This window comes from Methylobacterium sp. ARG-1 (assembly GCF_001262595.1).
GTDB lineage: Bacteria > Pseudomonadota > Alphaproteobacteria > Rhizobiales > Beijerinckiaceae > Methylobacterium > Methylobacterium brachiatum.
In genome coordinates, this window is the sequence record NZ_LHCD01000005.1 from 162,001 (window position 1) to 182,185 (window position 20,185).

A 20,185-nucleotide genomic window follows, 5' to 3' on the forward strand; every position below is an offset into this window, starting at 1 on the left:
CGTCCCGCGGTGCGCATCATTCGCGGCGAACGCTCAGTAGGCGGCCGGATCGGGGCTGGCGATCGGCGTGGTGAACTGCTTCTTCATCTCCGCGCTCATCGGCAGGTTGAGGTTGATGTTGCGCGGCGGGATCGGCTTGGTGAACCACTTGTCGTAGAGCGCCTTGCCCTCGGGGCTCGTGTAGAGCTTGGCGGTGGCCTCGTCCGCGACCTTCTTGAAGGCCGGGTCGTCCTTGCGCACCATGATGCCGTAGGGCTCGGGCTTCGACAGGGCCTCGGTGGAGATCTCGTAGGCCGAGGGGTCCTTGGCGGAGGCCGCCAGCGAGGCGAGCAGCACGTCGTCCATCACGAAGGCCACGGCGCGGCCGGTCTCGACCATCAGGAACGCCTCGGCATGGTCCTTGGCGGGCAGGATCGTCAGGCCGAGCTTGCGCTCGGTGTTGGCCTCGTTGATCTGCTTGATGTTCGTGGTGCCCGAGGTCGACACGACGGTCTTGCCCTTCAGGTCGTCGATCGTGTGCAGGTTGGCCGACTTCTTCGAGACGTAGCGGGTCGCGGTCAGGAAGTGCGAGTTGGTGAAGTTCACCTGCTTCTCGCGCTCGGCGTTGTTGGTGGTCGAGCCGCATTCGAGGTCGATCGTGCCGTTCGCCATCAGCGGGATGCGGGTGGCGGAGGTGACCGGGTTGAGCTTCACCTCGAGGTTCGGCAGGCCGAGATTGGCCTTCACGGCGTCGGCGATCTTGAAGCAGATGTCGAGGGCATAGCCGATCGGCTTCTGGTCGCCGCCGAGATACGAGAACGGCACCGAGGCGTCGCGGTAGCCGATGACGATGGCCCCGCTATCCTTCACCTTCTTGAGGGTACCGGTCAGTTCCTCGGCCCGCAGGCTGAGGGGGGCCAGGGCGAGGCTCAGGCCGAGCGCCGCGGCAAGGCCGCGGCGAGCGATATCAGACTGCATCGGTACGGAACTCCTGGATCAGGCCGAACGGGATCGGCTGGCGGCTCGGCGCTCGGGCCCGCCCGCTCGGGCGAGGCCTTTGCAATGATGGTGCCGGGAGGGCGGCCGCGGTTCCGCGCGGGACCGTGGCAAACGACGCAAGACCAGCCGCCGCCGCGCGAGCGTCCACGGTTGCGTGCCCTTCCGCCATCATTCGGCCTCCTCCGGCCCGTCGAGACACCCTGCTCCCGTGCCGCCGGCATCATGCATAATTCTTGGGCGTACGCACGCGGCGGTGCGGCCGCAATAACGATTAAGGCTGACGAATCCACTGCGCCGAACACACAGACGCCGCCCCGCACAGCGATGCAGGACGGCGTCGGCCCGGAATGCGGGTCGGACTACTTGGTCAGTTCGTTGCCGGCATAGTCGATCTTGCCGTCGGCGCCCTTCTTCCACTCGTATAGGACGTAGTCCGGCCGTGTGATGTCGCCCTTCTTGTCGTAGGCGATCGGGCCGACCACCGTGTCGACCGGCTTGCCCTGGTGCAGCCACTCGGCGAGCTTCTTGCCGTCGCTGGAGCCGGTCTCGGCCATCGCCTTCGCCAGAACCTGCACGGCCGCGTAGGAGTAGAGCGTGTAGCCCTCGGGATCGATGTTCTTGGCCTTGAACGCCGCCAGCGCCGCCTTGGCGTTCGGGTTCTTGCGGGCATCCGGCGGGAAGGTGGTCAGCGTGCCCTCGGCGGCCGGGCCGGCGATCGCCACCAGCTCGCGGTCGACCATGCCGTCGCCGCCCATCATCGGAGCTTTGAGGCCCTGGTCGCGCATCTGACGCAGGATCAGCCCGGCCTCGGTGTAGTAGCCGCCGAAATAGACGACATCGACATTGGCTGATTTCAGCTTCGAGACCAGCGCCGAGTAGTCCTTCTCACCCGGGTTGATGCCCTCGAACATCACCGGTTTCACGCCCTTGGCCTTGAGCACCATCAGGGTCTCGTCGACCAGGCCCTTGCCGTAGGGGGTCTTGTCGTGGACGAAGGCGATCTTCTTGTCCTTGAAGTTTGCCACGAGATAGGCGCCCGCCACCGCGCCCTGCTGGTCGTCGCGGCCGCAGGTGCGGAACGTGTTCCACATCCCGCGCTCGGTGAACTTCACGTTGGTGGAGGCCGGGGTGACCTGGATGATGCCGGCGTCGAGATAGACGTCGGAGGCCGGGATCGACACACCCGAATTATAGTCGCCGACCACCATCTTCACGCCATCGCTGGCGAACTTGTTGGCGACCGAGACGCCCTGCTTCGGGTCGGAGGCGTCGTCGCCGACCGTGACGGTCAGGGTCGTGCCCTTCAGGGTCCCGGCCTTGTTGAGATCCTCGACGGCCTGGCTGGCGCCGTTCTTGATCTGCGCGCCGATGGCGGCGCTGTTGCCGGTGATCGGCGCGGCGACGCCGAGCTTGACCTCCGCGGCCTGGGCCGCAGCGATCATCGCGCCGAGGGCGAGCCCGGCCAGAAGAATCGATCTCATCGCGAACATCCCCTTCGATACTCGGTCCGCCCCGGTGGATCCGGCCGAACTCACCCGACCCCGCCGGAGACGGGCGTGCGTTCGCGCCACGTCAGCGGAGAGGTCTTCTCGTAGAGCCAGCGATACTGGCTCGTCATCTGGCGCGTGCGTGTGACCCGAAAGCCTACCGTGCCGATGATCATGACCACGATCGCGTCGATCGCATAGTAGTGCAGCGAGACCAGCGTGCCCGAAAACAGCGCGAAATGGATGAAGCGCACGGCTGCGGCCACGAGGAGCAGGGCCCCCAGGCATTGCCAGAACGGTCGCCAGCCCCGGGCGATCGCGCGGGCGGCCATCCAGCCGGCCCAGCCGCCCATCACCACGGTGACGAGCAGGAACAGCCAGGCCGATTGCTCCTCGTACAGGATCCCCTGCAGCATGCTCATGCCCCGACCGGGCCGGTATGGCCCCCCTCCAGATAGGCGGCCTTCACGTTCGGATCGTCGAGCAGCGCCCGCCCGGTCCCGCTCATCGTGACCCGGCCGTTGACCAGCACGTAGCCGCGATGGGCGAGCTTGAGGGCGTGGTAGGCGTTCTGCTCAACCAGGAAGATCGTCATGCCGTCCGTGCGGTTCAGCTCCCGAATCGCGTCGAAGATGCCCTTCACCACGAGCGGTGCCAGGCCGAGCGACGGCTCGTCCAGAAGCAGCAGGCGCGGCCGGCTCATCAGGGCGCGGGCGATGGCGAGCATCTGCTGCTCACCGCCCGACATCGTGCCGGCGCGCTGGTGCAGGCGCTCCTTCACGCGCGGGAACAGGGTGCAGACCTTCTCGAGATCCTCCTGGAAGTAGCGCTCGCCGTGGAGCGAGGCGCCCATCTGGAGGTTCTCGAACACGCTCATGCGCGCGAAGACCCGGCGGCCCTCCGGCGACTGGGCGACGCCGAGCCGGGCGATGGCGTGGGTGGGCATCCGGGTGATGTCGCGCCCGTCATAGGTGATCGTCCCCGTGCGCGCCTGCGGACTGCCGAAGATCGTCATCATCAGGGTCGACTTGCCGGCGCCGTTGGCGCCGATCAGGGTGACGATCTCGCCCTCGGCGACGTCGATATCGACGCCCCGAAGGGCGGCGACGCTGCCGTAATAGGTCGAGACGTCGCGCACCGCGAGGAGCGGGGGTTTGCTCCCCGCCTGGATCGCCCGGGTCTCCTCGACCAGGACGTTGATCCCGGCCACGCTCATAGCGACGCCTCCGAGCGGTTCACGTCCGGAAGGGTCGGGTCCCCGTGCGGCACGGTGATGCCGACCTCGGCTTCCACGGCTTCCACCTCGTCATCCTCGACGCCCAGATAGGCGGCGATCACCTTCGGGTCCGCCCGCACCTCGGTCGGGGTACCGTCGGCGATCTTCTGGCCGTAATCCAGCACGACCACGTGGTCCGAGATCTCCATCACCACCGACATGTCGTGCTCGATCAGCAGCACGGAGGTGTCGTGCGCGTCGCGGATGTGGCGCAGCAGCGCATTGAGCTCGGCCGATTCGCGCGGGTTGAGGCCCGCGGCCGGCTCGTCGAGGCAGAGCAGCACCGGATCGGTGCACATCGCTCGGGCGATCTCCAGCCGGCGCTGGGCACCGTAGGGCAGGGCGCCCGCCGGGTCGTCGGCCCGCGCCATCAGGTCGATCCGGTCGAGCCAGGCCTTGGCCCGCTCGATCGCCTCCCCTTGCGCATCCCGATAGGCCTTGAGGCCGAGCAGCCCGAACAGGGTGTAGCCGGAGGCGCGCATCAGCGGCTTGTGCTGGGCGACCAGGAGGTTCTCCAGCACCGTCATGCCCTGGAACAGGCGGATGTTCTGGAAGGTCCGGGCCACCCGGGCGGTGCTGTTGACCGCGTGGTTGGGCAGCCGTTCCAGCAGGTGCGTGGTGCCGTCGGCATGAGCGAGCCGCAGCATGCCCTCGGTCGGCTTGTAGAAGCCGGTGATGCAGTTGAACACCGTGGTCTTGCCGGCCCCGTTCGGGCCGATCAGGGCGGTGATGTCGCCGCGCCTGGCCTCGAAGGACAGGTCGGAGACGGCGGTGAGCCCGCCGAACCGCATGGTCAGGTGCTCGACGGCGAGCACCGGCGGGGCGGAGGCCTGCGCCTGCGCCTGCGCCCGGGGTTCCGGATGCGTCGCCATCAGCCGTGCCCCTCGCTGACATGGGCACCCGAGACGGCGCGGCGCTCGCCCAGCGACACCGAGGGCAGGCGCACCGAGATCAGCCCCCGCGGCCGCCAGACCATCATCGCCACCATGGCGAGGCCGAACAGCAGCAGGCGGTACTCGTTGGGATCGAAGCCCTCGCCGAACACGGCTTTCAGGAAGCCGAGATTGCGCAGCATCTCCGGGCCGCCGACCATGGCCACCGCCGCGATGGCGACGCCGACCTGGCTGCCCATGCCGCCCAGCACCACGATCGCCAGGATGATCGCGCTCTCCAGGAAGTTGAAGCTCTCCGGACTGATGAAGCCCTGGCGCACCGCGAAGAACGAGCCGGCGATGCCGCCGAACGCCGCCCCCAGGGCGAAGGCCGTGAGCTTGGTCGCCGTCGTGTCGATCCCGAGCGACCGGCACGCGATCTCGTCCTCGCGCAAAGCCTCCCAGGCCCGCCCGATCGGAAGGCGGCGCAGGCGCAGGGTGACGAAGTTGGTGAACAGGGCAAGCGCCAAGATGAGGTAGTAGAGGAACACCAGCCGGTGCATCGAATCATACGGGATGCCGAACCGGGCGGCGAAGCCGTCTTCGCCGGCGCTGAACGGGATGCCGAAGAAGGTCGCCCGCGGGATCGACGAGATGCCGGCGCCGCCCCCGGTGACATCCGTCCAGTTGATCAGCACCAGGCGGATGATCTCGCCGAAGGCCAGCGTCACGATGGCGAGATAGTCGCCGCGCAGGCGCAGCACGGGGAAGCCGAGCAGCATCCCCCACAGGCCGGCGAACACCCCCGCCAGCGGCAGGCAGATCCAGAAGGACAGGCCGAAGGTGGTCGACAGGAGCGCGTAGGAATAGGCGCCGACCGCGTAGAACGCGACGTAGCCGAGGTCGAGCAGGCCGGCGAGGCCGACCACGATGTTCAGGCCCCAGCCGAGCATCACGTAGGTCAGGATCAGGATGCCGAGATCGATCCAGTAGCGGGCCGAGGACAGGCCGCCGGTGGCCGCCGCGGCGATCGCCGGCAGGGTCAGGGCAATGCCGACGAACAGCCAGAGGCCGAGCTTCGACGTCTTCTGGCCGGCATCGGGCTCGCCGTGAACCGCCTCGGTGGCCTGGGCCGGGGAGGGGGTCAGGGCGCGCCGCGCGTCCCGACGCAGGAGCACCAGGCGCTGGAGGATGCGGGCGGCGAAGATCGCCGCGCACAGGCACGCCACCAGGCCCCAGCGCGGGGTCAGCAGCAGGTCGCTGCCCGGGCCGGGATCGGTCCGGTAGGCGATGATCGGGACGCAGAGGCCGAAGGCGACGAGCGCGTAGAGCGCGGCGTCGCGCAGGATGCCGGCCATCGCCGATTCGGGGATGGCGGCTAGGGTCGCGGGCTTGGAGTTCGCCATCAGACCTTCTCGACCTCCGGCCGGCCCAGGATGCCAGACGGCATGAAGATCAGCACGATGGCCAGGATCGAGAACGCGGCGACGTCCTTGTACTCGATGGAGAAGTAGGCCGACCAGAAGGTCTCGATCAGCCCGATGATCAGCCCGCCGAGCACGGCGCCGGGGAGCGAGCCGATGCCGCCGAGCACCGCCGCGGTGAAGGCCTTCACGCCGGGCACGAACCCGTCCGAGAACGACACCACGCCGTAATACATCAGGTAGAGGACGCCCGCGACGGCGGCCAGCGCGGCGCCGAGCACGAAGGTCAGCGAGATCGTCCGGTCGACATCGATGCCCAGCAGCGCGGCCATCTTGCGGTCCTGCTCGCAGGCGCGCTGCGCCCGGCCGAACGGGGTCCGCTGCACGAGGTACCAGAAGCCGGTGAGCAGCACCGCCGTGACCGCCATGATCAGGATCTGCTTGTAGGCCAGGAACACCGCGTAGCCGTCACGCTCGAACAGCGTGATGCCGCCCGAGAGCATCGGCGGCGTCGGCTTGTTGCGCGCGCCCTGCACCACCTGGACGAAGTTCGAGAGGAAGATCGAGACGCCGATCGCCGAGATCAGCGGCGCCAGCCGGAACGAGCCGCGCAGCGGCCGATACGCGATGCGCTCGATCGCCCAGCCCCACAGGGCGGTCAGAACCATGGCGACCACGAGGACGACCAGGAACGCCAGGGCGATCGAACTAACGCCCAGCCAGGTCGTCAGAAGAAGGAAGGTGATCAGCGCGATGAAGCACGACACCATGAATACATCGCCGTGGGCGAAGTTCACCATTCCAATAATACCGAACACCATCGTGTAACCGATCGCGATCAGACCGTATATCGAGCCGAGCGTCAGCCCATTTATCAGCTGCTGTACGAAGACGTCCATGTATTCTCGCGGGCGCAGGTTTTTCGTCCAGCCCGCAGAGACGGCAGGCGAGCCGGGAGAGCAAGTCCCGTACCGCAGCTGCGTCGGTCCGGCCACAGGTTTCAACCCCGGGCGAACGTCCCGAGAAAACAGTCGGCCGGGTCAGTAACAAGCTCCGAATGGGCTTGCGCCTGGCGTAGTTCGTGCTTCACGTTAACGAAAATCAATGCTGGTCCATCCCGGGCGGCGACGAGGAGCAGTACCGATGACGGGTTCACGGCTCACCACGTTGATTTTCATCGGTATGCTGCTCGGGATCGCGGTGGGCTACGCCTGCAGCATCACCTGGCCGGATCCGCAGACCGCCAAGGAGATCGCCGGCTACATCGCCCTCGTGTCGGACATCTTCCTGCGCCTCATCAAGATGATCATCGCGCCGCTGGTCTTCTCGACCCTGGTGGTCGGCATCGCGCATCTCGGCGATACCGCCGCGGTGGGACGGGTCGGCGGCAAGGCGCTGCTGTGGTTCGTCGGCGCCTCGTTCTGCTCGCTGATGCTGGGGCTGATCCTGGTCAACCTGATGCAGCCGGGCCACAACCTGAACCTGCCGCTGCCCGATGTCGGTGCCGGCACCGGCCTCAAGACCGCCTCGCTGTCGCTGAAGGAATTCGTCACTCACCTGGTGCCCAAGAGCGCCGTGGAGGCGATGGCCAACAACGAGATCCTGCAGATCGTGGTGTTCTCGATCTTCTTCGGCGTCGCCCTGGCGGCGCTCGGCGAGAAGGGGCACTTCCTGGCCCAGGGCATCGAGGGCCTGGCCGACGTCATGCTCAAGGTGACCGGCTACGTGATGCTGTTCGCCCCCGTGGCGGTGTTCGCCGCCATCGCCGCGACGATCACCACGCAGGGGATCGGCGTCCTGGTCACCTACGGCAAGTTCCTGGTCGAGTTCTATGCCGGGCTCGCGGTGCTCTGGGCGCTGCTGATGGGCGTCGGCTTCCTGATGCTCGGGGGCAGCGGCATCATGCGGCTGTTCAACCTGATCAAGGAGCCGTTCGTGCTCGCCTTCTCGACCGCGTCGAGCGAGGCGGCCTACCCGAAGATGCTGACCAACCTCGAGAAGTTCGGCGTGCCCAACCGCATTACCTCGTTCGTGCTGCCGATGGGCTACTCGTTCAACCTCGACGGCTCGATGATGTACTGCACCTTCGCGGTGATGTTCATCGCCCAGGCCTACAACATCCCGCTCTCCTGGGGGCAGCAGCTCACGATGCTGTTCCTGCTGATGGTCACCTCGAAAGGCATGGCCGGCGTGCCGCGCGCCTCGCTGGTGGTGATCTCGGCGACGCTGGCGCAGTTCAACATCCCCGAGGCCGGCCTGCTGCTGATCATCGGCATCGACCAGTTCCTGGATATGGGCCGCTCGGCGACCAACGTGCTCGGCAACAGTATCGCCACCGTGGCGGTGGCCAAGTGGGAGGGCCAGCTCACCGCCACCGACCAGCGCCTCGACCATATCGGCACGGTCCCCTCGCCGGCTGAATAGGACGGCACGGGGTCACGCGGAGGACACGGGATGTCGGCGATGCGGTGCGGCTCGGTCCTGGCGGGCGTCCTCGCCCTGGCGCTGGCGGGCGTCCCGCGCCCCGCCGCCGCCATCGAGGTACTCACCGGCACGCTGAAGCGCGTGGCCGAGCGGGGCGAGATCGTGCTCGGCTACCGGGAGAGCTCGGTGCCGTTCTCCTTCGTGGAGGGCAAGCACCGGGACGGCAGCCCCCGGGTGATCGGCTACGCCATCGACCTGTGCGGTGAGATCGCCGACGACATCCAGGCCGCGATCGGCCGGAAGGTGACCATCCGGTTCGAGCCGGTCACCGCGGAGACGCGTATCCTGGCCCTGACCTCGGGCAAGATCGACCTCGAATGCGGCTCGACCACCGCCAATGCCGAGCGGCGCCGGAGCGTTGCCTTCTCGCCGGTCGATTATATCAGCGCCACGCAGCTGCTGGTGAAGAAGGGCTCCGGCATCGCCTCCTATCGGGATCTCGGCGGCAAGACCGTCGTGGTCACGGCCGGCACCACCAACGAGAAGGCGGTGCGCGACCTCCTGGCCAAGCTCAAGATCCAGGTCCAGATCGTGACGGCGCCCGACCATGCGGCGTCCTACGCGATGGTGAAGGCCGGCCAGGCGGAGGCCTTCGCCACCGACGACGTGCTGCTCTACGGGCTGATCGCCACCGACAGCCAGGACGGGGCGAACTACACGGTCCTGCCCGACAAGCTCTCCTACGAGCCCTACGGCATCATGTTCCGCAAGGACGATCCCGAACTCGCCGGGATCGTCACCCAGACCTTCACCCGGCTCGCGGAATCGCGCGAACTGCGCTGGACCTACGAGCGCTGGTTCCTGAAGCGCCTGCCCAACGGCGAGCGCCTCGACATCCCGATGTCGAACGACCTGCGCACGAGCTTCCAGCTGATGGGGCTGGACGCGCAGGAGTGATCGTTTCGGGCCGCCACCCGCGCCGGGTGCCTCGCTTTCGCCCAACCCGCGGATGAGGAAGGGGCCGCGTTTCTCGTGGTCCCCCCTCTGCAGCGAGCGTGCCGCCGCCCCATGCCGATCGCCGCGCCTTTCCCCAAGACGGCCGCCCTGCTCCTGGCCGCCGGCCTCGCCTGCGCGCCCACCGCCGCGTCCGCCCATCCCCATGTCTGGGTCACCGCGAAGGCACAGCTCGTCTACCAGGACGGCAAGCTCGTCGGCGTGCGCGACACCTGGAGCTTCGACCCGGAATACACGGCCTTCGTCACCCAGGGCCTCGACGCCAACAAGGACGGCAAGCTGGCGCCCGACGAGCTGGCCGGGCTCGCCGCGGAGAACACCGCGAACCTCGCCGAATTCGGCTACTTCACAAAGCTGAAGGTCGGCGGCAAGGACCAGGCCTTCGCCGACCCAAAGGAGCCGGCGATGCGCCTGGACGGCAAGGCCCTGGTGCTGAGCTTCCTGCTGCCGCTCAAGGCGCCGATCCAGCAGGGACGGGGCGTCGCCGCCCTGGAGGTCTACGACCCAACCTATTTCGTCGCCTTCTCGTTCGCGGAGGGCTCGGACGCCGCCACCCTCGCGGGCGCACCGCAGGGCTGCGCCGCCACCGTGACCCGGCCGAAGACGGAGCAGCCCAAGACCGCCGAGGCGGGCTCCCCGGGCATGACCGAGGCATTCTTCGAGGCGCTCACGGCGGCCTCGTCCTACGGCGTCCAGTTCGCCAGCCGGGTCCTGGTCGCGTGTCCGTAGGGATCGGCATCGCGCCGCCCCGGTTCGGGCGGCTCGGGCTGCGGCTGGGGCTGATGGCCGGCGCCATCGTGCTGGCTGCCGGCGTGGCCGCCGGGCTGGCCTGGCTCATCGCCCCCGGGATCGCGGCACCACCGCCGCGCTCGCCCTTCGGCATCGGCTTCCGCGAGGCGGCCCCGGCCGCCACCGGCCTCGGCGGCGTGATCCTGGCCCTGCAGGCGAGCTTTTCCCGCAGCCTCAACGCCGCCGTCGTGGCGCTGAAGGGCGGCGGCGACTGGACGCCGCTGATCGGCCTGGCCTTCGCGTATGGCGTGTTCCACGCCGCCGGCCCCGGCCACGGCAAGGCGGTGATCGCCGGCTACATCCTGGCCGGGGAGCGGGCCCTGCGCCGGGGCTGCGCGCTCAGCGCCTGCGCGGCCCTGCTCCAGGCCCTCGTCGCGGGGGCGATCGTCGGGATCGGCACCGTGGTGCTCAACGCCACCGCGGCGAGCGTGACCCGGGCCGGAACCCTGATCGAGACCGTGAGCTTCGCCCTCGTCGCCCTGGTCGGGCTGGCGCTGACCTGGCGCAAGGCGGGGCAACTCGTCCAGCTCGGGACGCCCTGCGGCCCCGGCTGCGCCCACCTGCCCGACGCCCGGACCATTGACGCCCTCGATGGCTGGCGCGCGCGGGCCGGCGTGGTCCTGGCGGCGGGATCGCGGCCCTGCGCCGGGGCCGTGCTCGTCCTGGTCTTCGCGGTCTCGCAGGGGGTGCCGGGGGCGGGGATCCTGGCGGTCCTGGCCATGGCTCTGGGCACGGCGCTGACCACAACGGCCCTCGCCTGCCTCGCGGTCTTCGCCAAGCGCGCGGCCCTGCAACTCGCGGGCGGCCGCGGCCGGGGGGGCGTGCTGGCGATTGGCGGCCTGGAATTGCTGGCCGCCGCCTTCGTGCTGGTGCTGGGCGTGGCGATGCTGTCCGGCCTCGCGCTGAATCTCGGCGGCTGAATCCCGGATTCAAAAGGGCGAGACCTTTTGGGGGTCCAGGGCAGAGCCCTGGCATCTGGGGGGCCGGACGCGAAATCGCGTCTCGCCAACGGGACTTGCGCGTGTCACGCTGCGGTCTTGAGGTGGAGGAGCGCGGATGCACGCCGACTTCCAGACGATCCTGAACTGGCGCCTGCTGGCCGGATCGCATCCCTTCCCAGGCCCCGATGGCGGGACCTGCATCAACGAGGCGGCGATCGTGGCCGCGGGGCTGCCCTACCGGGCGATCCGCTCCAGCGCCGATTGCCCGCCCTGCTTCTCCCGGCCGATCGCGGCCTACGCGCTCGGGCTCAACGACGCGATGCCGGACGCGGCCCGGATGCAGCTCATCGCCTTCGTGCTGCGGCTGTCGGGCAGCGCCGACCGGCCGGAGGTCGAGGCCGCCCGAACCCGGCGCCTCGCGCTCGAGGGCATCCGGCGGATCCTGGCGCCGCTCTGCGCCCGCGCCGGCATGGCCGAGCATGAAGAAGCCTGCGCCGGCGCGCCGGACTTGCCCCTGGCTCTAGCGGCGGCGCGGTCGGCTGCGTGGCAGGGCGGCGCGCTCGCGCAGGAGGCGGCCCGGGCGCGGCGCTGGCGGGACGGCGCCCTGCAATCCGCGGTCGCCCGCACCGCGACGGCGGCCCAGCGCGCCGCCGAGGATGCCCGCTGCGCCGCCGAGGTCGCCGAGGGCGCGGCCCCGTTCGTGCCGGACGTCTGGGTGCGGGCCTGCGCAATCCTCGACGATGCCCTAGCGATCGGCCGGCAGGCGCCGGAGATCGACCTCCGCGGCGCCCGCGCGCGCCTCGATGCCGCCCGGGGCCGGGTCCCGGCCTGATCAGGCCAGGACGGGCTCGGCGGCCAGGTCCAGCTCGACGGAGGCGCAGTTCTCCAGGAACGTGCCGGTGAGGTGGTAGAAGAACGTCCCGTGGCCGACCACCGCGATGGTCGTCTCGGGGCGCGCCCGCAGCCAGTCCCGGAATCCGGCGACGCGGGCATCGAACAGGTGACGCGGCTCCACCGGGTAGCCGCCGACCTCGCAGCCGGGCTCGGCATGCCACCACACTTCGGGCAAGTGCCCGACATCGAGATGCGGGAACTCGGCGGCGATCTCGGAGGCCGCCCGACCAACGTCGCAGCTGCTCTCCTGGCATTCCCGGTGCAGAACCTCGACCAGCACGCGCGGCTGGCTCGGGTGCTCGCCGAACAGGATCGCGGCGGTCTCGATCGCCCGGGTCAGCGGCGAGACCACCACGAGCTCGAACGGGATGTCCTTCAGGCGCTCCCGCGCCTCCCGGGCCTGGGCCTGGCCCCGTGGGGTCAGCCGGGCGTCGAGGAGGCCGGGATCGCTGCCGCCCAGCCGTCGGGCGGCGTTGAAGGTCGATTCGCCGTGGCGGATGCAGATGATGCGGGTGGTCTCGGGCATGAGGCTCGGCTGTGGCGTGTGGCGGGAGGGCGGAACGCTCAGGCGAAGCGGCCGCCGCGCTGGATGACTTCGATCTTGTAGCCGTCCGGGTCCGTGGCGAAGAAGAACCGCGCCAGCACGGTCTCGCCATGCTTGAGCGTCTTCACGTCGGTGGCCGGGAAGCCCTCGCGGACGTGCCGGGCGTGCTCGGCCTCGACGTCGTCGACCACGACGGCGATGTGGCCGTAGCCGTCGCCGAGATCGTAGGGCTTGTCGCGGCCCTTGTTCACCGTGAGCTCGAGCTCGAACGGCGAGGCCGGGTCGCGCAGATAGATCAGGGTGAAGTCGTCGAAATCGTAGCGGTCCGCGACTTCGAAGCCGAAGGCGCGCGCGTAGTAATCCCGCGCGCGCGCTTCGTCGCGGACGCGGATCATGGCGTGGACAGGCTTGGACATGCGGCGGCGGTTCCGGATCGTGCGAAGTATGTCGGACGCGGCCTATGTGGCGCCGGCCCGCTGCCGCGGAAAGGGCCGGCCTGCCGCCATGCCCATCTGATCGGCGGCTGCACAGCGCCTCGGCGGCGTCCGCTCATGTCTGCCCGCAGGGACCAAGACAGATACGCCCAATATCGGATGATCTCCAATATAAAACCATTTTTCCCATCATGTTCAAGTCATAGTTTGTATTCGTTTTGTTTACCTGCATTTATACGCTCATCTCGAACGTCGAATTGCGATATCATGCGGTCGAATGTGGATTCAGAAGCATCAGACATTGCCTTTGCGGAAAGAACTGACCAACCTCACCCGCGGCGTGCAGATTTTAGCGCGCTCTTAACGCGTTTGCCGCAATCTTGATAGACATCAAATCTGCGCTGCCCGGCCGGGCCAAACAAAACGGAAGTTCCATGCTGCGCCTGTCCAACATCCGGATCTTCACCAAGCTGATGGTGATCCTCACGTTGATCGGCGTCATCGTCGGCGGCTGCGTCTGGTACGCCCAGTCGCGGATGCGCCAGATCGACCAGGATTACAGCGCCTTCATCGACAACGAGGCGGTCGCAGTCGCCGAGGCCCGCCGGCTCAACCGGCTGGTGTTCGAACTCAATTACTGGGTCTACCGGATCATCGCCGAGACCGAAGATTCGCAGATGCAGAGCGCCAATCGCGGCTTCGAGGCCGCCGTGCTCAAGGTGAAGCCGACGCTCGAAACCCTGCGCAAGAAAGCTCCGACTTTCACCGCCCGGATCGACCAGCAAAACGGGCGTGTCGAGCGGTTCATGCGCGATGTCGGCGAGGTGCGCCGGCTCGGCACCAGCAACCAGAACGACAGGGCCGTCGCGCTGGTCCACACCGCGCTGGATCCGGTCTTCTCCGAGCTGGTGGAGAACGGCAACACGCTCGCCGACGACATCACCGCCTACATGGCGAAGGGCTCGGACGACCTGTCGGTCCAGACCGACGCGACCTGCTTCAGCCTGATCCTGTTCAGCGCCCTGGGGATGCTGGCCGGCCTGATCACGGCCGTGTTCATCTCCGCCATCGGTATCACCCGCCCGCTCGACCGCCTCGTCTCCGTGCTGCAGCGGATGGCCCGGGGCGAGATCGACGCCGAGATCGCGGAGGCCGCCCGCAAGGACGAGATCGGCGCGGTCGGCAAGGCGGTCGAGGGCATCAAGGCGATGGTAGCCCGCAAGGCCGCCGAGGAGGCCGAGATCCGGCGCGCCGCCGACGCCGCCGCCGAGCGGACCCGGACCATGCTGGAACTCGCCGACGGGTTCGAGCGCGCCGTGGGCGGCATCGTCGGCCTGGTCTCATCCTCGGCCACCGAGCTGCAGGCGACCGCCCAGACCATGACGGCGAGCGCCACCGAGACCGCCAGCCAGTCGACCACGGTGGCGGCCGCCGCCGAGGAGGCCGCCGCTAATGTCGAAACCGTCGCGGCGGCCGCCGAGGAGCTCGGCTCGTCGGTCCAGGAGATCGGCCGGCAGGTCCTTGGCTCGGCCAACCTCGCCCAGGCTGCGGTGGGCGAGGCAGACGAGACGCATCATCTCGTCCAGGCGCTCAGCCAGGCGGCCACCCGCATCGGCGACATGGTCGGGCTGATCTCGAACATCGCCGGGCAGACCAACCTGCTGGCCTTGAACGCCACCATCGAGGCGGCCCGCGCCGGGGAGGCGGGTCGGGGCTTCGCCGTGGTGGCGTCCGAGGTGAAGGAGCTGGCCGCGCAGACCGCCAAGGCGACGGAGGAGATCAGCCAGCAGATCGGCCAGATCCAGGGCGTGACCGGCCAGGCCGTCTCGGCCATCGAAGGGATCACGGCACGCATCCGGGAGATCGATTCGGTGGCGACCTCGATCGCCGCGGCCGTCGAGGAGCAGGGGGCGGCCACGCAGGAGATCGTCCGCAACGTCGCCCAGGCGGCCATCGGGACCAACGAGGTCACGACCAACATCGCCGGCGTCGCCCAGGCCTCCGAGGAGACCGGCTCCGCCGCCAGCCAGGTGCTCGATGCGGCCGGCGAGCTGTCGCGCCAGTCGGAGCATCTCGGCGCCGAGGTCTCGCGCTTCCTCGCCACCGTGCGGGCGGCGTGATCCGCGCCATCATCGACGTGCGGTGATCCGAAGATCCGCCTTCTACGCCGGCAGGACGACCACCTTCGTCTTGACCGGCGTGCGCGCGTAGAGGTGGATCATGTCCTGGGTGAGCAGGCCGACACAGCCGCTCGTGATTCCCGAGCCGATCGATTCGGGGTCGCTGCTGGCGTAGATCGTGTAGAGCGTATAGGCGCCGTTCTGGTAGAGATGCAGAGTGCGGGCGCCGAGCGGGTTGTCGAGGCCGCCCGGCATGCCGCGGGCGTATTTCGCCGCCTCGGGCTGGCGCTTGATCATCTCCTTGGGCGGCGTCCAGGTCGCCCATTCGGACTTGCGGCCGACATAGGCGTCGCCGCTCCACAGGAACCCGTCGCGGCCGACATTGGCGCCGTACCGGGTGGCGGATCCGTCGCCCTCGACGCGGTAGACGTAGTAGTTGCTGGGATCGACGATGATCGTGCCGGCGGCTTCCTTGGTGTCGTAGCGGACCGTCCGACGATAATACTTCGGATTGACCTTGTTGATGTCGACCGCCGGGATCGGGAATTTCTCGTCGGGCATCGGCCCGTAGACCTTCGCCGCCTCGGCGAGGAGCAGGCCGTCGGATGTCGCGCAGCCAGCCAGTCCCAGCGCGCCGAGACCGGCGGCCGATCCGGCCAGAAACGACCGGCGGCTGAGAAGCCCCGCAGGGCGCCCGCGCAGAGCCGCCTCGTCCCTGTCGCCGGCACCGGCGTTCCAACCGTCCCTGACCATCATCCCGGACTTCCTATGACCCGCGGCCCGATGCGGTAACGCTCCGGGCGATATCAGTCGCGCATACGGCTAAGCTGAGATTGGCAAGGCCGATCTCCCTAGGCAAGCTCGGCCTTTACGTCGCGAGTGTGGCCGAAGCTGTTCGGCGTCCGGTTCAGGCGCCGATCCGAATGGGGCACCGCAGATCCCCGGGATTGCAGCAAGCTTTGCCTCCGGGCCTTCGCCCGGTCCATGTAGCGACCCATGATCCGCCTCATCCCCAGCCTGCCCGCTTTCTACGTCATCGCGCGGGGGGCGTGGCCCCTGCCATGGCCGCTCGCGCTCAAGCTGGGCTTGGCCGGTGTCCTGTTGGTCGCGTCCCAGTACCACCTGTGGAGCCGGATCTCCTCGGGCTCGGTCTTCGCGCCCGAGTTCCCCCGCCCGGTGGTGGTGCTGTTCAACTGGGCGTTCGGCGCGATCGCGTTGGCAGCCCTGATGCTGCTCGCCCTCGACGTCGTGGCGCTGGCATCCCTGGCCCTTCCCGGCGGCGGTTGGGCGATCCCCGCCGGCTGGCGCTACGCGGCTGCCCTTGCGGCAGCGCTCCTCGCGGCGATCGCGGTGCGGCAGGCCGTGCGCGTGCCGCCGTTGAAGGACCTCACCGTCGCGATCGCGGACCTGCCCCCCGGCTTCGACGGCTACACGATCCTGCACCTCACCGACCTGCATATCAGCCGGCTCTTCCCGGCCGCCTGGGCGCGGGCCGTCGTCGTGCGCGCCAACGACCTCAGGGTCGACCTGATCGCGGTGACCGGCGACTTCATCGACGGTTCGCTCGCGTCCCGGCGGGACGATGTCGAGCCCTTGAGCGCCTTGCGGGCACGGGACGGCGTCTGGGCCGTGCCGGGCAACCACGAATACTTCTTCGATCACGATGCCTGGATGCGCCACCTCAGCGGGCTGGGGATCCGCATCCTGGCCAACGCCCACACGGTCCTGCGGCGCGACGGCAATGCGCTGGTGCTGGCGGGCGTCACCGACCGCTCGGCCCCCGCCACCGGCCACCCGGGACCGGATCTCGAGGCCGCCCTGGCGGGAGCGCCGGCGAGCGTGCCGATCGTGCTGCTGGATCACCAGCCGGCCCGGGCCGCGCGGGCCGCATCGCGCGGGGTGGCGCTGCAACTGTCGGGGCATACCCATGGCGGGATGATCCGCGGCCTGGACCGGCTGGTGGCGCGCGGCAATGCCGGGTTCGTCTCCGGGGCGTACCGGGTCGGGGGCATGCTGCTCTACGTCAGCAACGGCACCGCGCTGTGGCCCGGCTTCGCCCTTCGGCTGGGTCGCCCGTCCGAGCTGACGCGGATCACCCTGCGGCGGGCGTCGTGACGCGGATCCGATGCTGATGGCCGGGTGAGGCGGCCGATTGCCCGGTCGCCTCCCGTCACCCCCCGATCCGCAGCACCTCGGTCCGGTCGCCCGCCTGCGCGAAGGCGGCCGGGTCGGCGCCGGTCATCCAGACCTGGCCAGGCAGTGCGTCGAGGGCCTCGAACAGGCCGGCCCGGCGGCGGGGGTCGAGATGCGCCGCGACCTCGTCGAGCAGGATCATCGGTGCGATGCCGCTCATCGCCCGCACCAGCCGGGCATGGGCCAGGACCAGGCCGATCAGCAGGGCCTTCTGCTCGCCGGTCGACGCGGTGCCCGCCGGCACGTCCTTGGGGCCGTGCCGGACCACGAGATCGCTGGTCTGCGGCCCGATCAGCGTGCGGCCCGCTGCCCGGTCCCGGTGGCGGCCGTTGCGGAGGGCCAGCCGGAAGCGGTCCTCCGCCTCGATCGCCGGCCAGACCGCCACGAGGTCGTCGAGGTCGCCCTCCAGGCGGATCGACGCCCAGGGGAAGGGTTGCGCGTCGTCCCGGGTCTCGGCGATCAGCCGGTCCAGGCGCTCGGCGGTCTCGCGACGGGCCAGAGCCACGGCGACGCCGAGTTCGGCCACCTCCCGCTCTACGGCATCGAGCCAGCGGCCGTCATCGGGCCGGTCCTCCAGCAGCCGGTTGCGCGAGCGCAGGGCCCGCTCCATGGCGGAGACCCGGGCGCCGTGGCCGGCATCCACCGCCAGGACCAGCCGGTCGAGGAACCGGCGCCGGTCGCCGGCAGCCCCGCGGAACAGGCCGTCGAGATCCGGGGTCAGCCAGACCACCCGAACGAATTCGCTGAACGCCACCGGCGAGGGGGCGGGGGCGCCGTCGATCCGGCACAGCCGGCTCGAGCGCCCGTCCGGCCCCGGCGGCTCAAGGCCGGTGCCGAGGCGATGCTCGGCGCCGTCCCGATCCAGGGTGAGCGACACGGCGAAGCCCCCCGGGCCGTCCGCGCGCGCCATGGCGGCGAACTCGGCCCGGCGCAGGCCCCGCCCCGGCACGAACAGGGAGATCGCTTCGAGCAGGTTGGTCTTGCCGGCGCCGTTCTCGCCGACCAGGGCCACGAAGCGGGCGCCGGGGTTGAGTTCGAGATCGGCGTGATTGCGGAAGTCGCGGGCGATCAACCGGGTAAGGCGTGTGGATCCAGCGGTGTCGAGTTCACTCATAAGGCGGCACGATGGACCGATCGCGCGCTGAGTGCAGCACGCGATCGATCAAGATTCGGTCGTCGCGGACGCGATGAAGGATCAGGTAAGATCGGAATATGAGGATCCGTACGTTGAGAGCAATCTCCGGCGCGGGCCTGCCCATCATCGGCTGCCGACCGAGCGCCTGACAGTCGGGTGCGCAGCTCCGCGACGAAGCTGCGAGCGCGGGCGGGATTGTCAGCCGCGATGACCTCACCGATCTCGCGCAGATCGGTTCGGGCGCGTCGCGACACGACGACAGGCTTCAAGGAGCAGCCTTCTCCTTGGCGGCATAGCGCGCTTCCAAGGCATCCAGCGTGGCGTCGAGCGGCTCGTGATCTCCACTCTCGACGCCCTCCCGCCAAGCCTCGCGCATCGTCCCAAGGCGATCCTCGTGCTGAAGCAGCAACGCGACACCGGCGGCGACCGCCTCCTCCGGCGACCCGCCGCGACCAGACGATCGAGCGAGGCTTCCTGAACGGGATCGAGGATGACGGCTTTCGGCATGGCGGCCTACGACTACACCCGCATCGGCATCAGCACGTACAGGGCCGGCGCACCCTCGCGATCCTGGATCAGGGTCGGCGAGCCCGGGTCGGCGAGCTTGAACAGGGCGGTGTCGCCCTCGAGCTGCGCGGTGATGTCGAGCAGGTAGCGGGCGTTGAAGCCGATATCGAGGCCCGCCGCCTCGTAATCGACGTCGAGCTCTTCCGTGGCGCTGCCCGAATCCGGGTTGTTGACCGAGAGCGCCAGGCGTCCCTCGGTGAGCCCGAGCTTCACGGCGCGGCCGCGCTCGGACGAGATCGTCGAGACCCGGTCCACCGCCTTGGCGAAGGCGTCGCGCTCCACGGTCAGCCGCTTGTCGTTGTTGGCCGGGATCACCCGCTGGTAGTCGGGGAAGGTGCCGTCGATCAGCTTCGAGATCAGGGTCAGGCCGCCGGCGAAACGCAGGCGGATCTTGGCCGGCGACAGGTCGACCGCGACGGTCTCGCCGCCGTCGTCCAGGAGCTTCTGGATCTCGGCGACCGCCTTGCGGGGCACGATCACGCCGGGCATGCCGACGCTGCCCTGCGGGGCCGGGATCTCGACCCGGGCGAGGCGGTGTCCGTCAGTGGCGACCGCCCGCATCACGGGGCCGCTCTCGGTCTCCAGCGTGTGCAGGTAGATGCCGTTGAGGTAGTAGCGCGTCTCCTCGGTGGAGATCGCGAACTGCGTCTTGTCGATCAGCCGCTTGAGGTCGGCGGCGGCGACCTCGAAGCCGTGCGGCATCTCGCCGGCGGCGAGATCCGGGAAATCGCCCTCCGGCAGGGCGCCGAGGGCGAAGCGCGACCGGCCCGAGCGGATCGTCATCTGGCCGGATTCGCCGCCGGTCTCCAGGGAGACCTGGGCGCCGTCGGGCAGCTTGCGCACGATGTCGTAGATCACGTGCGCCGGCACCGTGGTGGCGCCGGGATCGGCCACGTCGGCCGGCACGCTCTCGGTGACCTCGATATCGAGGTCGGTCGCGCGCAGCTGCAAGCTCGAGCCTTCCGAACGCAGGAGCACGTTCGACAGGATCGGGATCGTGTTGCGGCGCTCGACGACCCGGTGCACGTGGCCGAGCGACCTGAGCAGGGCCGCGCGCTCGACGGTGACTCTCATCGCAGTACTCAAGTGATGG

General features: G+C 69.2%; 19 protein-coding genes and 1 pseudogene. 7 read left to right on the top strand and 13 right to left on the bottom strand.

Going from position 1 to position 20,185, the window contains the following annotated elements; translation table 11 throughout:
• Window positions 1–33 precede the first annotated feature (33 nt).
• The 7 genes from AKJ13_RS08110 to AKJ13_RS08140 form a co-directional block, all read right to left on the bottom strand.
• Window positions 34–957, bottom strand: coding sequence for an amino acid ABC transporter substrate-binding protein (locus AKJ13_RS08110; RefSeq protein WP_007562547.1), 924 nt, complete (start codon window positions 955–957; stop codon window positions 34–36).
• Window positions 958–1,337: 380 nt separating this feature from the next.
• Complete coding sequence (locus AKJ13_RS08115; protein ID WP_050732947.1) at window positions 1,338–2,459, bottom strand: branched-chain amino acid ABC transporter substrate-binding protein; 1,122 nt, start codon at window positions 2,457–2,459, stop codon at window positions 1,338–1,340.
• A 50-nt stretch (window positions 2,460–2,509) separates the two neighbouring features.
• A complete protein-coding gene (locus tag AKJ13_RS08120; protein WP_050732948.1) occupies window positions 2,510–2,878 on the bottom strand; it encodes a DUF6867 family protein in 369 nt (122 codons plus the stop codon).
• A gap of 5 nt (window positions 2,879–2,883) precedes the next feature.
• Complete coding sequence (locus tag AKJ13_RS08125; RefSeq protein ID WP_050732896.1) at window positions 2,884–3,681, bottom strand: ABC transporter ATP-binding protein; 798 nt, start codon at window positions 3,679–3,681, stop codon at window positions 2,884–2,886.
• Window positions 3,678–4,613 (bottom strand): ABC transporter ATP-binding protein, encoded by a 936-nt coding sequence (locus tag AKJ13_RS08130; RefSeq protein WP_050732897.1) that lies wholly within the window; start codon window positions 4,611–4,613, stop codon window positions 3,678–3,680. The genes AKJ13_RS08125 and AKJ13_RS08130 overlap by 4 nt, the downstream gene beginning before the upstream one ends.
• Window positions 4,613–6,019 carry a high-affinity branched-chain amino acid ABC transporter permease LivM gene (gene livM / locus AKJ13_RS08135; RefSeq protein WP_050732898.1) on the bottom strand — a complete coding sequence of 469 codons (1,407 nt, stop codon included), beginning with the start codon at window positions 6,017–6,019 and terminating at the stop codon, window positions 4,613–4,615. The genes AKJ13_RS08130 and livM overlap by 1 nt, the downstream gene beginning before the upstream one ends.
• Entirely contained in the window at window positions 6,019–6,936 is a 918-nt protein-coding gene (locus AKJ13_RS08140) for a branched-chain amino acid ABC transporter permease (RefSeq protein ID WP_050732899.1), read from the bottom strand. Before AKJ13_RS08140 ends, livM begins: the two co-directional genes overlap by 1 nt.
• 244 nt (window positions 6,937–7,180) lie before the next feature.
• Between AKJ13_RS08140 and AKJ13_RS08145 the strand changes: the two genes are divergently transcribed.
• The 5 genes from AKJ13_RS08145 (at window position 7,181) to AKJ13_RS08165 (ending at window position 12,037) form a co-directional block, all read left to right on the top strand.
• The gene (locus tag AKJ13_RS08145) at window positions 7,181–8,461 is read left to right on the top strand and encodes a dicarboxylate/amino acid:cation symporter (protein WP_050732900.1); all 1,281 of its coding nucleotides are present in this window, start codon (window positions 7,181–7,183) and stop codon (window positions 8,459–8,461) included.
• 30 nt (window positions 8,462–8,491) lie between these two features.
• Window positions 8,492–9,418: an amino acid ABC transporter substrate-binding protein gene (locus AKJ13_RS08150; RefSeq protein ID WP_050732901.1), complete on the top strand. Its 927-nt coding sequence runs from the start codon at window positions 8,492–8,494 to the stop codon at window positions 9,416–9,418.
• 111 nt (window positions 9,419–9,529) lie between these two features.
• Window positions 9,530–10,204 carry a DUF1007 family protein gene (locus AKJ13_RS08155; RefSeq protein WP_050732902.1) on the top strand — a complete coding sequence of 225 codons (675 nt, stop codon included), beginning with the start codon at window positions 9,530–9,532 and terminating at the stop codon, window positions 10,202–10,204.
• Complete coding sequence (locus AKJ13_RS08160; protein ID WP_050732903.1) at window positions 10,195–11,184, top strand: nickel/cobalt transporter; 990 nt, start codon at window positions 10,195–10,197, stop codon at window positions 11,182–11,184. Before AKJ13_RS08155 ends, AKJ13_RS08160 begins: the two co-directional genes overlap by 10 nt.
• 136 nt (window positions 11,185–11,320) lie before the next feature.
• A complete protein-coding gene (locus AKJ13_RS08165; protein ID WP_050732904.1) occupies window positions 11,321–12,037 on the top strand; it encodes a hypothetical protein in 717 nt (238 codons plus the stop codon).
• Here the strand turns inward: AKJ13_RS08165 and AKJ13_RS08170 are convergent, their stop codons facing one another.
• Both AKJ13_RS08170 and AKJ13_RS08175 read right to left on the bottom strand, forming a co-directional pair.
• Window positions 12,038–12,625, bottom strand: coding sequence for a histidine phosphatase family protein (locus tag AKJ13_RS08170; RefSeq protein ID WP_050732905.1), 588 nt, complete (start codon window positions 12,623–12,625; stop codon window positions 12,038–12,040). It lies immediately after the preceding gene.
• 38 nt (window positions 12,626–12,663) lie between these two features.
• Window positions 12,664–13,059 carry a VOC family protein gene (locus AKJ13_RS08175; protein WP_007562573.1) on the bottom strand — a complete coding sequence of 132 codons (396 nt, stop codon included), beginning with the start codon at window positions 13,057–13,059 and terminating at the stop codon, window positions 12,664–12,666.
• A gap of 452 nt (window positions 13,060–13,511) precedes the next feature.
• Between AKJ13_RS08175 and AKJ13_RS08180 the strand changes: the two genes are divergently transcribed.
• A complete protein-coding gene (locus AKJ13_RS08180; protein WP_050732906.1) occupies window positions 13,512–15,197 on the top strand; it encodes a HAMP domain-containing methyl-accepting chemotaxis protein in 1,686 nt (561 codons plus the stop codon).
• A 42-nt stretch (window positions 15,198–15,239) separates the two neighbouring features.
• Here AKJ13_RS08180 and AKJ13_RS08185 read toward each other — a convergent pair whose 3' ends face one another.
• Complete coding sequence (locus tag AKJ13_RS08185) at window positions 15,240–15,950, bottom strand: L,D-transpeptidase (protein ID WP_050732949.1); 711 nt, start codon at window positions 15,948–15,950, stop codon at window positions 15,240–15,242.
• 243 nt (window positions 15,951–16,193) lie between these two features.
• Here AKJ13_RS08185 and AKJ13_RS08190 point away from each other — a divergent pair, with 243 nt between their 5' ends.
• Complete coding sequence (locus tag AKJ13_RS08190; RefSeq protein WP_050732907.1) at window positions 16,194–17,312, top strand: metallophosphoesterase; 1,119 nt, start codon at window positions 16,194–16,196, stop codon at window positions 17,310–17,312.
• Between the two features lie 55 nt (window positions 17,313–17,367).
• Here the strand turns inward: AKJ13_RS08190 and recF are convergent, their stop codons facing one another.
• The 3 genes and pseudogenes from recF to dnaN all read right to left on the bottom strand — a co-directional run bounded on the left by recF (window position 17,368) and on the right by dnaN (window position 20,166).
• Complete coding sequence (recF, locus tag AKJ13_RS08195; RefSeq protein WP_050732908.1) at window positions 17,368–18,504, bottom strand: DNA replication/repair protein RecF; 1,137 nt, start codon at window positions 18,502–18,504, stop codon at window positions 17,368–17,370.
• Between the two features lie 286 nt (window positions 18,505–18,790).
• Window positions 18,791–18,970, bottom strand: a pseudogene (locus AKJ13_RS31325) (type II toxin-antitoxin system ParD family antitoxin); the annotation flags it as partial.
• Between the two features lie 74 nt (window positions 18,971–19,044).
• Window positions 19,045–20,166 (bottom strand): DNA polymerase III subunit beta, encoded by a 1,122-nt coding sequence (dnaN, locus tag AKJ13_RS08200; RefSeq protein WP_050732909.1) that lies wholly within the window; start codon window positions 20,164–20,166, stop codon window positions 19,045–19,047.
• Between the last annotated feature and the right edge of the window lie 19 nt (window positions 20,167–20,185).

Excerpts from the sequence above, each read along its gene's own strand:
- AKJ13_RS08180 (WP_050732906.1), top strand. The coding sequence starts at position 13,512 with ATGCTGCGCCTGTCCAACATCCGGATCTTCACCAAGCTGATGGTGATC.
- AKJ13_RS08165 (WP_050732904.1), top strand. The coding sequence starts at position 11,321 with ATGCACGCCGACTTCCAGACGATCCTGAACTGGCGCCTGCTGGCCGGA.
- AKJ13_RS08115 (WP_050732947.1), bottom strand. The coding sequence starts at position 2,459 with ATGAGATCGATTCTTCTGGCCGGGCTCGCCCTCGGCGCGATGATCGCT.
- livM (WP_050732898.1), bottom strand. The coding sequence starts at position 6,019 with ATGGCGAACTCCAAGCCCGCGACCCTAGCCGCCATCCCCGAATCGGCG.
- AKJ13_RS08170 (WP_050732905.1), bottom strand. The coding sequence starts at position 12,625 with ATGCCCGAGACCACCCGCATCATCTGCATCCGCCACGGCGAATCGACC.
- AKJ13_RS08150 (WP_050732901.1), top strand. The coding sequence starts at position 8,492 with ATGTCGGCGATGCGGTGCGGCTCGGTCCTGGCGGGCGTCCTCGCCCTG.
- AKJ13_RS08185 (WP_050732949.1), bottom strand. The coding sequence starts at position 15,950 with ATGGTCAGGGACGGTTGGAACGCCGGTGCCGGCGACAGGGACGAGGCG.
- AKJ13_RS08140 (WP_050732899.1), bottom strand. The coding sequence starts at position 6,936 with ATGGACGTCTTCGTACAGCAGCTGATAAATGGGCTGACGCTCGGCTCG.
- AKJ13_RS08175 (WP_007562573.1), bottom strand. The coding sequence starts at position 13,059 with ATGTCCAAGCCTGTCCACGCCATGATCCGCGTCCGCGACGAAGCGCGC.
- recF (WP_050732908.1), bottom strand. The coding sequence starts at position 18,504 with ATGAGTGAACTCGACACCGCTGGATCCACACGCCTTACCCGGTTGATC.
- AKJ13_RS08125 (WP_050732896.1), bottom strand. The coding sequence starts at position 3,681 with ATGAGCGTGGCCGGGATCAACGTCCTGGTCGAGGAGACCCGGGCGATC.
- dnaN (WP_050732909.1), bottom strand. The coding sequence starts at position 20,166 with ATGAGAGTCACCGTCGAGCGCGCGGCCCTGCTCAGGTCGCTCGGCCAC.
- AKJ13_RS08190 (WP_050732907.1), top strand. The coding sequence starts at position 16,194 with ATGATCCGCCTCATCCCCAGCCTGCCCGCTTTCTACGTCATCGCGCGG.
- AKJ13_RS08110 (WP_007562547.1), bottom strand. The coding sequence starts at position 957 with ATGCAGTCTGATATCGCTCGCCGCGGCCTTGCCGCGGCGCTCGGCCTG.
- AKJ13_RS08145 (WP_050732900.1), top strand. The coding sequence starts at position 7,181 with ATGACGGGTTCACGGCTCACCACGTTGATTTTCATCGGTATGCTGCTC.
- AKJ13_RS08130 (WP_050732897.1), bottom strand. The coding sequence starts at position 4,613 with ATGGCGACGCATCCGGAACCCCGGGCGCAGGCGCAGGCGCAGGCCTCC.
- AKJ13_RS08155 (WP_050732902.1), top strand. The coding sequence starts at position 9,530 with ATGCCGATCGCCGCGCCTTTCCCCAAGACGGCCGCCCTGCTCCTGGCC.